The 12,957-nt window shown below is 74.6% G+C and carries 10 protein-coding genes; 4 read left to right on the forward strand and 6 right to left on the reverse strand.

What is annotated here, in order from left to right:
* Positions 1 to 19 precede the first annotated feature (19 nt).
* The 5 genes from alc to ACZ6C6_RS04000 form a co-directional block, all read right to left on the reverse strand.
* A complete protein-coding gene (gene alc, locus ACZ6C6_RS03980; RefSeq protein WP_469198774.1) occupies positions 20 to 1,159 on the reverse strand; it encodes an allantoicase in 1,140 nt (379 codons plus the stop codon).
* Between the two features lie 59 nt (positions 1,160 to 1,218).
* Positions 1,219 to 2,157, reverse strand: coding sequence for a LysR substrate-binding domain-containing protein (locus tag ACZ6C6_RS03985; protein WP_469198775.1), 939 nt, complete (start codon positions 2,155 to 2,157; stop codon positions 1,219 to 1,221).
* A gap of 127 nt (positions 2,158 to 2,284) precedes the next feature.
* Positions 2,285 to 2,515, reverse strand: a complete 231-nt coding sequence (locus ACZ6C6_RS03990; protein ID WP_365681448.1) for a hypothetical protein — start codon at positions 2,513 to 2,515, stop codon at positions 2,285 to 2,287.
* Between the two features lie 62 nt (positions 2,516 to 2,577).
* Complete coding sequence (gene malQ / locus ACZ6C6_RS03995; RefSeq protein ID WP_469198777.1) at positions 2,578 to 4,722, reverse strand: 4-alpha-glucanotransferase; 2,145 nt, start codon at positions 4,720 to 4,722, stop codon at positions 2,578 to 2,580.
* A complete protein-coding gene (locus ACZ6C6_RS04000; protein WP_469198779.1) occupies positions 4,723 to 4,989 on the reverse strand; it encodes a hypothetical protein in 267 nt (88 codons plus the stop codon). It abuts the gene before it with no gap.
* Between the two features lie 313 nt (positions 4,990 to 5,302).
* Here ACZ6C6_RS04000 and ACZ6C6_RS04005 point away from each other — a divergent pair, with 313 nt between their 5' ends.
* Positions 5,303 to 8,305 (forward strand): beta-N-acetylglucosaminidase domain-containing protein, encoded by a 3,003-nt coding sequence (locus ACZ6C6_RS04005; protein WP_469198781.1) that lies wholly within the window; start codon positions 5,303 to 5,305, stop codon positions 8,303 to 8,305.
* 67 nt (positions 8,306 to 8,372) lie between these two features.
* Here the strand turns inward: ACZ6C6_RS04005 and ACZ6C6_RS04010 are convergent, their stop codons facing one another.
* Complete coding sequence (locus ACZ6C6_RS04010; protein ID WP_365681456.1) at positions 8,373 to 8,909, reverse strand: HNH endonuclease; 537 nt, start codon at positions 8,907 to 8,909, stop codon at positions 8,373 to 8,375.
* A 193-nt stretch (positions 8,910 to 9,102) separates the two neighbouring features.
* Here ACZ6C6_RS04010 and ACZ6C6_RS04015 point away from each other — a divergent pair, with 193 nt between their 5' ends.
* The 3 genes from ACZ6C6_RS04015 (at position 9,103) to ACZ6C6_RS04025 (ending at position 12,950) form a co-directional block, all read left to right on the forward strand.
* Complete coding sequence (locus ACZ6C6_RS04015) at positions 9,103 to 10,161, forward strand: mechanosensitive ion channel family protein (RefSeq protein WP_469198783.1); 1,059 nt, start codon at positions 9,103 to 9,105, stop codon at positions 10,159 to 10,161.
* A 166-nt stretch (positions 10,162 to 10,327) separates the two neighbouring features.
* The gene (locus ACZ6C6_RS04020; RefSeq protein WP_469198785.1) at positions 10,328 to 11,545 is read left to right on the forward strand and encodes an ROK family transcriptional regulator; all 1,218 of its coding nucleotides are present in this window, start codon (positions 10,328 to 10,330) and stop codon (positions 11,543 to 11,545) included.
* A 67-nt stretch (positions 11,546 to 11,612) separates the two neighbouring features.
* Positions 11,613 to 12,950 (forward strand): ABC transporter substrate-binding protein, encoded by a 1,338-nt coding sequence (locus tag ACZ6C6_RS04025; RefSeq protein ID WP_469198787.1) that lies wholly within the window; start codon positions 11,613 to 11,615, stop codon positions 12,948 to 12,950.
* Positions 12,951 to 12,957 lie beyond the last annotated feature (7 nt).

A 12,957-nucleotide genomic window follows, 5' to 3' on the forward strand; every position in this document is an offset into this window, starting at 1 on the left:
AGCGGGGGGGGGACCGGCCTTACGAGGCCGACGCCTCGTAGCGGGCCCTGAGGTCTGCCGCGCCGGACTCGGTCAGGGAGCCGTGCAGGCGCATCCGGGCGACTCCGCCGTCGGGGAAGGCGTCGAGGCGTACGTGGGTGACCACGGCCTCGTCCGGCAGCGTGAAGCGGTGCAGGGTGTCGGGCTGGAGGCGGGTGCGCGGGATGATCTCGGACCACTCGCCGCTCTCGCCGTCCCGGCCGTGCAGGGCGATCCAGCCGGCCGCGTTGCCCTTGAGGTAGGCGGTGTCGATCTCGACCGCCCGGACGGCCCCCTGGGCGGGCAGCCGGAAGCGGACCCAGTCGTTGGTGTCGCGGACCCGGCGGCGGCGGTTCTCCCAGCCGTCGTCCATCTTGCGCGAGGTGCCCGGCAGGATGATCTGGGTCGGCGAGGAGTAGAACCGGTCCGAGGCGTCCTCGTAACTGCCGCCGTTCAGGACCGAGATCAGGTCGAACGTGCCGAGCGTGGCCAGCCAGGCCGGGTCGGGGACGACCTCGCCGTGCACGCGGAGGCGGGCGATGCCGCCGTCGGGGTGCTGGCAGAGGCGGATGTGGGTCCAGCGGCGTCCGCCGGTGATCTCGAAGCCGTTGGCCGCGTGGCCGCGCACCGGCGTCGGGGGGACGATCTCCTCCCACTTCACGTCGTCGGCGAGCAGTTCCTCCGGACCGGGCGCGCCCTCGACGCAGGTGGCCTGGACGGAGACGCGCTGCGGGTAGTTGCCCCGGAAGTGGGCGGTGTCCACGACGATGCCGCGGATGATGCCGGGGGCGCCGAGCCGGATCAGCGCCCAGTCGTGCTCGTCGGGGGCCGGGAACGGGTGCTGGGCGTCCGCGCCGCGCCGGCGGCGGGTCTCCCAGCCGTCCATGATCTTGCCCTTGTGGCCGAAGCGCTCGGGGTCGAAGACCGCGCGCTCCCGGACGAGCAGGTTCTCGCGCTGGGCGAAGAACTCGTCGTTGGCGGCGATCACGCCCGCGCCGAGCCGCCGGTCGGCGAGGTCCACGAGGTCGGTGAAGGGGAGGTCGGCGGTGCGGTAGTCGGCGTAGGGGTCACCGCCGCCGTACGGTGCCGCGTCGTTGGCGTGGGGGTCGTCGTGCCGGATCTCGTTCCGTTCGGTGGTCATGCGTTCACTGTCGTACGCCGGAAGCCGGTAGGTCCATCGAAAGTTTCCGCATGAACCATTCAGTCCGGCTGAACGGTTGTGCCGTCCCCGTAGGGCTCCGCCGCCTCGCGCAGCGCCGCGAGGACCCGGGCCACCGCCGGGGCGTCCTCTCCCCCGCGCCGGACGGCGGCGACGACATGGCGTCGGGGCCGGTCCGCGTCGAGCACCCGCATCACCACGCCCTCCCGGCCGTGCCGTTCGGCCGAGGCCATCCGCGGGACGAGCGCGATCCCCAGGTCTGCGGCGACCATGGCGAGGATCGCCGTCCAGCCGGACGCGCTGTGCGCCTGCTCGGGTACGAAGCCCGCCGCCCGGCACGCGGAGACGGTGATCTCCGACCAGGGGCCGGAGCCGCCGTAGATCCAGGGCTCGGCGGACAGGTCGGCGAGGCGCAGCCCGGCCGCGTCCGCGAGGCGGTGGCCGGCCGGGAGCGCCACGTCGAGCGGGTCCGCGAGCAGCGGCAGGACGGTGAACCGGGGGTCGCGGGCCGTCGGGGCGTCGGCGGCCAGCGACAGGGCGAGGTCGACCTCGGCGGCGGCGAGCAGTTCGTACGCCTGGGAGGCCTCCGCCTCGCGCACCCGGACCGCGGGGCCGGGGCGGGGGTCGGTGCGCAGCCGCTGCACGGCCGGGACGACGAGGGCGGGCACGGCGGTGGCGAACGCGGCGACCCGGACCTCGCCCGCCTCGCCGCGCAGATAGCCGGTCAGTTCGGCGTCGGCGCGCTCCAGTTGGGCGAAGACCGCTTCGGCGTGGCGCAGGACGAGATGGGCGGCGTCGGTGAGGCGGACGCGGCGGCCCTGGGCCTCCAGGAGCGGCACGCCGAGCTGTCTGGCCAGGTTGGAGAGCTGCTGCGAGACCGCCGAGGGGGTCATCAGCAGGGCGTCGGCGGTCGCGGTGACCGTGCCCCGGTCGCGCAGGGTGCGCAGGATGCGGAGCTTCTTGACGTCCCACTCGGTCATGGGCGCAACCTACCGCCGCGTCCGGGTCCGGACATGCGGGTGCGCCGCGCGGTAGTGGCTACCGTGCGGCGCACCCGTGCCGTGCGGGGCGGGACCGGGGCGGGGCCCCGGTCGCCGGGCAGGTGGGTCAGGCCTGCTTCTTGGACTTGTCGAGGACCATGACCAGGCCCGCGATGACCCCGAACAGGACGAGGGGCGCCAGGACGAACAGGCCGAGCGTGTCGAGCACGCTCAGGCCGGTACCCGGGTCGTCGCCGTCGTCGCGGGTGAGCGCGAGCGCGGGGGACGACATCAGCAGCATCATCAGCGTCGTTCCGGCGGCGACGGCGCCGGCGCGCATAGCGTTCTTCTTGTCCACGGTGCAAACGTAGCGAACGCCCGCGCGGGCCGCGCGCCCGGGGGTGCCGTACGGGGTCCGGCTCACGGCACGCGGGCCTCCGGGGGCTCCTGCGGGGCGCGCAGGACGTCCATCAGGCGGTGCAGCCGGGGTGAGGCGGCCAATTGCTCCAGCGTGACCGGGACGCCCTCCGCGTCGGCGACGGGCAGCCGCCAGTTCGGGTACTGGTCCCAGGTGCCCGGGAGGTTCTGCGGGCGGCGGTCGCCCACGGTGTCGGGCAGCCAGATCCCGGTCATCCGGGCGGGGGTGCGCAGCAGGAAGCGGTGGACGGCCTGGACGGCCGCCTCCTCGTCGGCGCCGCCCTCGTGCCCGGGAAGCGCGGTGCCCCCGGGGAGCAGCCCGAGCCGGGTGAGGAGGGCCAGCCACTCGGCCCTGTCCGCGCCGTCCTCCCTCAGCTCCTCGTCCAGGGGACGGGTGAGGAGGCCGAGGCGGTGGCGGAGCGTCACATGGTCCCCGGTCAGCCGGGCGGCGGTGGAGGGCAGGTCGTGGGTGGTCGCGGTGGCCAGGCAGTCCCGGCGCCACCGCTCGGGGGCCAGGGGGCGCCCGTCGCCCGCCCAGTCCCGTTCGAACCAGAGCACCGAGGTGCCGAGGACGCCGCGCCGGGCCAGCGCCTCACGGACACCGGGCTCGACCGTGCCCAGGTCCTCGCCGACGACGACCGTGCCGGCCCGGTGCGCCTCCAGGACCAGGACGGCGAGCATCGCCTCCGCGTCGTGCGAGACGTAGGTGCCCTCGGTCGGCGGGCGGCCCCCGGGCACCCACCAGAGCCGGAACAGGCCCATCACGTGGTCGATGCGGAGGGCGCCCGCATGGGCGAGGACGCCGCGCAGCAGGCCGCGGAACGGGGCGTAGCCGGAGGCGGCGAGGGCGTCCGGGCGCCAGGGCGGCAGGCCCCAGTCCTGGCCGCGCGCGTTGAACGCGTCCGGGGGCGCGCCGACGGACATGCCGTGGGCGAAGGCGTCCTGCTGGGCCCAGGTGTCGGAGCCGCCGGGGTGCACGCCGACCGCGAGGTCGTGGACGACGCCGACGGGCATCCCGGCCTCCCGGGCGGCGCGCTGGGCGTCGGCGAGCTGGGTGGCGGTCAGCCAGGCGAGCCGGCAGTGATGGTCGACCCGGTCCAGCAGCTCGGCGCGGGCGCGGGCGGTGGCGTCGGAGCGCGGGTCGCGCAGCTCCGGGGGCCAGTCGTGCCAGTCGGGGCCGTGCACCTCGGCGAGCGCGCACCACAGGGCGTGGTCCTCCAGGGCGCGGCCCTGGGCGGCGAGGAAGTCGCAGTACGCGGCGTGCCGGCCCGGGGTGAGGGGGACCGCGAGGATCAGGTCGAGGGCCTGCCGCTTGAGTGCCCGGACGGCGTCCAGGTCGATGAGGGCGCCCTTGTCCAGGACGGCTTCCCGCAGCTCGGCACCCTTGCGGCGCAGCGCGTCCAGGGCGACCGGGTCGGGCACGTGTCCGTACTCCGGGACGGACTCGACGCGCAGGTGCACCGGGTCGGGGAAGCGCCGGGAGGACGGGCGGTAGGGCGAGGGGTCGGTGGGGTCTCCGGGCACCGCCGCGTGCAGCGGGTTGACCTGGACGAAGCCGGCGCCGAGGCGGCGGCCGGACCAGGAGGCGAGGTCGGCGAGGTCACCGAGGTCGCCCATGCCCCAGGAGCGGGCGGAGAGCAGGGAGTAGAGCTGGACCAGGAAGCCGTGGGTGCGGGCGGGCGGCTGGGGGGCGCGGTCCGGGGCGACGACGAGCGTGCAGTCCTGCGGTTCGCGGTCCGGCGCGCGGACGGTGAGCCGGTGCACGCCGAACGGGGGCTCGGCCCACCAGGCGCTTCCCGGTCCGGCCGGATCCGGTCCCCCGGTGGGGACCTGCAGCAGGACCGGCTCCGCCTTCTCGTCGCTCTCCTCCAGCCGGACCGTCAGCTCCGTGCCGGGCGGCAGTCCGGTCAGCGCGGGCGGGAGCGGTTCGCCGGACCACACCACCAGCGTGTCCGGGAGGAGCCGGGTGCGGGCGGCCGACTCGGCGGCGGCGAGTGCGTCGCGTACCGCTTCGGGCGTCGTGGCGTCGACGCCGAGCGCGCCGAGCACCGCGACGACCGTGGTCTCGGGGACGGGCCCGGTGACGCCGGCGGACGGGGAGAAGGAGGTGGCGACGCCGTGCAGTGCGGCGAGCCGGGACAAGCCCATTCAGACTCCTGGGGACTCCGGGCCCCATGCGCAGCCGGACGCGGCCGGTTCGCTGGTCAGCGGGGCGAGGACGGCGAGCGGCGGCTCGCTGGTCAGGGGGGTGGCCTCGGCGAGCGGGGGCTCGCTGGTCAGGGGTATGCCGTCGGCGAGCGGCGCTTCGCTCGTGAGCGGGCCGGGCACGGTGGCGGGGGACGCGCTGATCAGCGGGACGGGACCGGATGCCTGTTTGGGGAGGGCGGAGAGCGGGCGCTGCGCGGTGGCGGGCATGGTGGCCTCCTGGCCGTGGAGAACAGGACAGTGACGGCCTACCCAGCGGGCGCCGCCGCAGACGTAGGCGTTACAACAACGAGTTCAACGTGCTCCGGGTCACATTCCGTTCCCGAAGGGCCCGTTGTCCGCAAGACGTCCGTCTTTTTCGGCCATTCGGCGCTGTCCTTCGCGTCTCGCCCCGCCGCACGCACCCCGTTCATCACACCGGTCACATCAGGGCATTTCCGTACCGAACGCCTCGCGCATTGACACCCTCGCGCGCGGGGTGGTGGGCTCGGTACCCACGGGTAGGGCGAGGGGAGAGACAGGGATGCGGCTCAGTGGGAGGACACGGGCGACGGCCGTCGCCGTGGCCGTGCTCGGCGGGCTGCTCGCCGCCGGAGCCCCGCCCGCGCTCGCCGCTCCCCCGGACCCGGCGGCCAGGTCCGCGGCCGACCGGAGCCGCGCGGCGGACTCCGCGCTCCCCGCCGTGTGGCCGCGCCCGCAGAGCATGGCGGCGGCCGGGCCCGCCGTCGCCCTGGGCCGCGAGGTCACCCTGCTCGCGGACCCGGAGGCCGATCCGTACGCCGTGGAAGCGCTGCGCGCGGTCCTGGCGGAGGCCGGGGTGCGCACGGTCCACGAGACGCTGCCGGGCGCCGGGCCGGTCCTGCGTCTTGGCGGCGAGGGGGCGGCGGACGCGCTGCGCGGCCTGGGCGCCCCGGACCGCGCGGACCTCCCGGCGGGCGGCTACCGGCTGGCGGCCGGGCGGGTCGCGAAGCGGGACACGGTGGCCGTCGAGGGCGTCGGCGAGGACGGCCTGTTCCACGCTGTGCAGACGCTGCGCCAGCTGGTCCGGGGCGGGAAGGTCGCCGGGGTCACCGTGCGGGACTGGCCGTCCACCGCCGTACGCGGGCTGACCGAGGGGTTCTACGGGCAGCCGTGGAGCCAGGAGGACCGGCTCGCGCAGCTCGGCTTCCTGGGGCGCACCAAGCAGAACCGCTATCTGTACGCGGCGGGCGACGACCCGTACCGCCAGGCCCGCTGGCGCGACCCGTACCCGGCGGCGCGGAAGGCCGGCTTCCGGGCGCTGGCCGAACGGGCCGCGGCCGAGCACGTGACGCTCGGCTGGGCGGTGGCGCCGGGCCAGTCCATGTGCCTCTCGTCGGACCGCGACCTCAAGGCACTGAACCGCAAGATCGACGCGATGTGGGACCTGGGAGTGCGGGTCTTCCAGGTCCAGTTCCAGGACGTCAGCTACAGCGAGTGGCACTGCGCGGCCGACGCGGACGCCTTCGGCAGCGGGCCCGCGGCGGCGGCCCGGGCACAGGCCCGCGTCGTGAACGGCGTGGCCCGGCACCTGGCGGAGCGCCACCCGGACGCCCTGCCGCTGTCGGTGATGCCGACGGAGTACTACCAGGACGGGGCGACGGCGTACCGCACGGCACTCGCCCGGGAGCTGGCGGACGGGACCGAGGTCGCCTGGACGGGCGTCGGGGTCGTACCGAGGACCATCACCGGCGGCGAACTGGCCGGGGCGCGCGCCGCGTTCGGGCACCCGCTGGTGACCATGGACAACTACCCGGTCAACGACTACGCGCAGGACCGGATCTTCCTCGGCCCGTACACCGGCCGGGACCCGGCGGTGGCGTCCGGTTCGGCGGCGCTGCTGGCCAACGCGATGGAGCAGCCCGCCGCGTCCCGCATCCCGCTCTTCACGACCGCCGACTTCGCATGGAACCCGAGGGGCTACGACCCCGCGAAGTCCTGGGACGCCGCGATCGACGACCTCGCGGGCGGCGACGGCCGGAGCGCCGGTGCGCTGCGGGCGCTCGCGGGCAACAGCGCGGGCTCCGTGCTGGGCTCCACCGAGTCCGCGTATCTGCGGCCGCTGATCGCCGCGTTCCGCGCGGCGTACGCGGACGGCGCGGGCAAGGCGCTCGACGCGGCGGCGGACCGGCTGCGGGACGCCTTCGGCGAGATGCGGGCGGCCCCGGCGCGGCTCGCGGGCGTCGCCGGAGGCCGGCTCGGGGCCGAGGTCCGGCCGTGGAGCGCGCAGCTGTCCCGGTACGGCCACGCGGGCGAGCTGGCCGTGGACCTGCTGTGTGCCCAGGCCCGGGGCGACGGGGCCGCCGCCTGGCGGGCGTCCCTGGCGCTGGAGCCGGTCCGGAAGGACATCGCGGCGGGCGGTGCGAAGGTCGGCGAGGGCGTGCTCGGCCCGTTCCTCGACCGGGTCCGCGAGGAGGCCCGCTCCTGGACCGGAACGGACCGGCCGGGCGGCGAGGTGTCCGAGGCACCGGGCAGCTATACGGTGCGCCTCGGCCGGGCCCGTCCGCTGGAGGCGGTCACCGCGACGACCGTGCCGGACGACGGGGCGGCGCTGGGCGCGACGGTCCAGGCGCATGTGCCGGGCGAGGGGTGGCGCGCGCTCGGTCCGTTGTCGGCGAGCGGCTGGACCCAGGCGGCGGGCGAGGGCGTGCGGGCCGACGCGGTCCGGATCGGCTGGCCGGCCGCGACCCCGCTGGCGGCCGGGGCCCCGCCCCTGGTCATCCCGCCGCTGGCCGGGGCGTCCGTCCGCGCCGGGACCGCCCCGGACGTGCGCTCCCTGGTCCCCTGGTTCGGCGACGAACCGGCCGCCCGGCTGGACCTGGCGCGCGGCGAGACGGACGCGGTCATCGGCGGCGGGCCGCAGGAGGTCCGGGCCCGGCTGTCCGGCCTGCGCCCGGCCGAGGTGCGCGGGCGGCTGACCGCGAAGGCGCCCGGGGGCATCGAGGTCCGGGTGCCGAAGCGTACGACCGTGCCGCGCGGGACGCGGACCGAGGTCCCGGTGCGGATCACGGTCCCGGAGGACACTCCGGCCGGGGAGTACGAGGTGCCGTTCGCCTTCGGCGACGAGAGGACAACGCTGACCGTCCGGGCCTACCCGCGCACCGCCGGGCCCGACCTGCTGCGCGGGGCCACCGCCTCCTCGTCGGGCGACGAGACCGAGGACTTCCCGGCGTCCGCCGCGTCCGACGGCGACCCGGAGACGCGCTGGTCCTCACCGGCCGGGGACGGGGCGTGGTGGCAGGCGGAACTGTCCGCCCCGGTCCGGCTCGGCCGGATGGTGCTGCACTGGCAGGACGCGTACCCGTCGCGCTACCGCGTCCAGGTCTCCGCGGACGGCCGCACCTGGCACACCGCGGCGACCGTCCGCGAGGGCCGGGGCGGCCGCGAGTCGGTGCGGATGGACGCGAAGGACACCCGGTTCGTGCGCGTCGTGGGCGACGAGCGGGCCACGAAGTACGGGATCTCGCTCTGGTCGGCCGAGGCGTACGCGGTGGCGGAGGACGACTGACGGTGCACGGGCAGGCCGGGGCTCCGGGGTGGCGGCGGGCCGCCCCGGAAAGCACGGGGGCCCGGTCTCAGGCTGAGATGCCGTCGATCCGGGCCATCGCGTCGTCCGCGCCGAACGGTTGCAGATAGGGCAGCCAGCGCGGGTCGCGGTGCCCCGTGCCGATGATCCGCCAGGCCAGTCCGGTCGGCGGGGCGGGCTGCTGGTGCAGCCGCCAGCCGAGCTCGGGCAGATGGCGGTCGGCCTTGACGTGGTTGCAGCGGCGGCAGGCCGCCACCACGTTGTCCCAGGCGTGCCGGCCGCCCCGGCTGCGCGGGATGACGTGGTCGACGCTGGTCGCGGCGGCCCCGCAGTACATGCAGCGTCCGCCGTCCCTGGCGAACAGGGCCCGCCGGGTCAGCGGCACCGGCCCCCGGTAGGGGACGCGGACGAACCGCTTGAGCCGGACGACGCTGGGGGCCGGGACGGTCCGGGTCGCGCTGTGCATGAGCGCGCCGGACTCCTCAAGACAGATGGCCTTGTTCTCGAGGACGAGGACGAGGGCTCGGCGGAGCGGTACGACGCCGAGCGGCTCGTACGACGCGTTGAGAACCAGGACATGCGGCACGTATGCCTCCTTGTACGCCGGCGGCGCGTGGCTCGCGCCGGGACGATCTCCGCTCTCAGTCTCCCCTCACGCCTGGTCGGAGCGCCACCACGTACGGGTAACGGGCCGGAACGAATTTTTCCCCCAGGGGTCCCCCGTTAGTGTGGTTGTTCAGCGCTCGTCCGTTCAGCGCCCGCCCCCTGGAGGTCTCGCCGTGCCCCTGTCCGCCCTGTTGGCCGCAGCCCCGTCGCCCGAGCCCGGCGGCTCGCTGGACGAAGCCGCGAAGCAGGCGGGAGACGCCGCGGGCTGGGTGGAGGAGAACTGGTCCACCTGGCTGAACACCGGGCTGCGGATCGTCCTCATCGCGGCCGTCGCGGTCGTCCTGCGCCATCTGGTCCGCCGCGCCCTGAGCAAGTTCATAGAACGGATGAACCGCAGCGCGCAGGCCGTCCAGGGCACCGCGCTGGGCAGCCTCCTGGTCAACGCGGAACGCCGCCGCCAGCGGTCGGAGGCGATCGGCTCGGTGCTCCGTTCGGTGGCCTCGTTCCTGATCCTGGGCACCGCGGCGCTGATGATCCTGGGCGCGTTCCAGATCAATCTGGCGCCGTTGCTGGCCTCCGCCGGGGTCGCCGGGGTCGCGCTCGGCTTCGGCGCCCGCAACCTGGTCACCGACTTCCTGTCCGGGGTCTTCATGATCCTGGAGGACCAGTACGGGGTCGGCGACCAGATCGACGCGGGCGTGGCCTCCGGCGAGGTCATCGAGGTGGGCCTGCGGGTCACGAAGCTGCGCGGCGAGAACGGCGCGATCTGGTACGTCCGCAACGGCGAGGTCAAGCGGATCGGCAACCTCAGCCAGGGCTGGTCCACGGCGGGCGTCGATGTCCAGGTCCGCCCGACGGAGGACCTGGAGAAGATCCGTGAGGTGATCACCGGGGCGGCCCAGGTGATGGCCAAGGAGGAGCCCTGGACCGAGCGGCTGTGGGGACCGGTGGAGATCCTGGGCCTGGACACGGTGCTGCTGGACTCGATGACGGTCCGGGTGAGCGCGAAGACCATGCCGGGCGAGGCGGCCGGTGTGGAGCGCGAGCTGCGCTGGCGCATCAAGGTCGCGCTGGACGCGGCGGGCATCAGCATGGTGACGGGCACCCCGGAGGAGGCGCCGGCAGGTGCCGACCCCACGGCCGGGATGGCCGCCCCGTCCGCGTACGCCTCCGCGACCTCCCCGCAGTCGCTCGCGGCGACCCCGATCCCGCCACCGAGCACCACGAAGTAGCCCGCACGGCCGGGGACCCGCGGGGGTCCCCGGCCGCTGTCGTTTCCGGCCGGGTAACGCTTTGGTTGCCACCGGCCGTCAGGTCATTGACGCCCCGGTGACCCGGGCCCTACCTTCCTCTCACCGAACAGGAAACTTTCCTAACAGAGGGGCAGGTGTCACGCTCATGGCCGGAAACACGCCGGGCACACCCAGCGTCCTGCGCGCCATGAACGACCGCGCCGCCCTCGATCTGCTCCTGGAGCACGGCCCCCTGTCCCGGACCCGGATCGGGAAGCTCACCGGGCTCTCCAAGCCCACCGCCTCCCAGCTGCTGGCCCGCCTCGAAGCCGCCGGGCTCGTCGTCGCCACCGGGACCGCCGCCGGGCGCCCCGGCCCCAACGCCCAGCTGTACGCGGTCAACGCCGCCGCCGCCCATGTCGCCGGGCTCGACGTCAACGCCCACCGGATCGTCGCCGCCGTCGCCGATGTGACCGGCGCGACGGTCGGGGAGTTCGAGCTGCGGACCCCCGGGCGGCGCACCGACAGCGTGGTGCGCGAGGTGACCGAGGCGCTGGACGGCGCGGTGGCGGCGGCCGGGCTGACCCGGGCCGACGTGCACCGGGTGGTCATCGGCACACCGGGCGCCTTCGACCCGAACACCGGCCGGCTGCGGTACGCCTCGCACCTGCCCGGCTGGCACTCCACCACGCTGCTCGACGAGCTGGCGGCGGTGCTGCCGATGCCCGTCGAGTACGAGAACGACGTCAACCTCGTCGCGGTGGCCGAGCAGCGGCGCGGCGCGGCCCGGGGCCACGACGACTTCGTCCTCCTGTGGAACGAGGAGGGCCTGGGCGCCGCCCTCGTCATCAACGGCCGGCTGCACCGGGGCTTCACCGGGGGCGCCGGCGAGGTCGGCTTCCTGCCGGTGCCGGGGGCGCCGCTGGTCCGCCAGGTCACCAAGGCCAACGCGGGCGGCTTCCAGGAACTGGCGGGCGCCCAGGTGCTCGCGCGCCTGGCCCGGGAGCTGGGCATCGAGGACGCGCCGGGCTCCGGCACCCACCACGCGATCGCCGCCGAGCTGGTGGGCCGGGCCGCCGAGGCCGTGGAGCGGGGCGAGGCGGGGCCGTACGCCGCGCTGCTCGACCGGTTCGCCACCGGCCTCGCGACCGGCCTGGCCTCCCTGGTCGCCGTCCTCGATCCGGAGATCGTCGTGCTCTCCGGTGAGCTGTTCTCGCGCGGCGGCGAGCAGCTGCGCGCCCGGGTCGCGGCCGAGCTGGCCGAGCTCGCGGCGTCCAGGCCCCGGCTGCTCGCCGGGGACGTCACCCACCGCCCCGTTCTGCGCGGCGCGCTGGAGAGCGCGCTCGCCGCCACCCGTGACGAAGTGTTCGACACCTCGCGCTGACCACTCACGCCACCCCTTTCCCGTACACGCCCCGTCCCAGCCCACCGCTCCACCGGGAGACACCACCATGTCCGGAAACCGCCGGAAGCCGGCCGCCGCACTCGCCGCGACCGCCGCGATAGCCCTGTTCGCCTCCGCCTGTACCGGGCAGAGCAATTCAGGGGCCACCGATGACGCGTCCAAGGAGACGACCATCACGTTCTGGCACGGCTGGAGCGCGCCGGGCGAGGTGAAGGGCATCGAGGCCACGATCGCCGCCTTCGAGAAGGCCCACCCCAACATCCACGTGAAGGTCGTCGGCAACATGACCGACGACAAGATCAACCAGGCGCTGCGCGCCGGCGGGTCCAAGGCGCCGGACGTGGTCTCCTCGTTCACCACGAACAACGTGGGCAAGTTCTGCTCGTCGAAGGCGTTCGTGGACCTCAACCCGTTCCTGAAGAAGGACGGCATCGACCCCGAGGCGACCTTCCCGAAGGCGATGAACGAGTACACCCAGTACGAGGGGGTGCGCTGCACGGTCCCGCTGCTGGGTGACGCGTACGGGCTCTACTACAACAAGGACGCGTTCAAGAAGGCCGGGATCGCGAACCCGCCGAAGACCTGGTCCGAGTTCGCGGCCGACGCCAAGAAGCTGACGAAGACCAAGGGCGACTCGTACGAGCAGCTGGGCTTCATGCCGAACTACCACGGCTACGAGTCCACCACCGAGCACTACCTCGGTGCCTGGAACCCCACCTACTTCGACGCGGACGGCAAGTCGAACATCGCGAAGGACCCGGCGTTCGCGGCGCTGCTCACCAACCAGAAGAAGCTGGTCGACTCGCTCGGCGGCTACGCGAAGCTGGAGAAGTTCCGTACCGGCTTCGGCGACGAGTGGGGCGCCAAGCACCCGTTCCACACCGGCCAGGTCGCGATGCAGCTGGACGGCGAGTGGCGGCTCGGCATGGCCGAGGAGACCAAGCCGGGCTTCGAGATCGGGGTGGCCCCGATGCCGGTCGCGGACGACGAGGCCGACACGTACGGCAAGGGCTATCTGACCGGCACCATCGCGGGCATCGCGTCGACGAGCAGCAAGCAGAACGCCGCCTGGCAGCTGGTCAAGTTCATGACGACCGACACCGACGCGGTGGTGAACTTCGCCAACGCCATCCACAACGTGCCCTCCACGCTGGCCGCGCTGAAGTCGCCGAAGCTGAAGTACGACCCGCGCTTCAAGACCTTCCTGGACATCGCCGCGAACCCGAAGTCGACCACCACCCCGCCCTCGGTGAACGGCGGCGCGTACCTGACGTCCCTGCAGAACCTCGGCTTCGACGTCGAGAAGGGCAAGCAGACGGACATCCAGGCGGGTCTGGAGAAGACCGCGAAGGAAATCGACGCGGCGATCGCCCAGGCGAAGTAGAGCCGAC

The sequence above is a fragment of the Streptomyces sp. NPDC041814 genome, assembly GCF_055590565.1.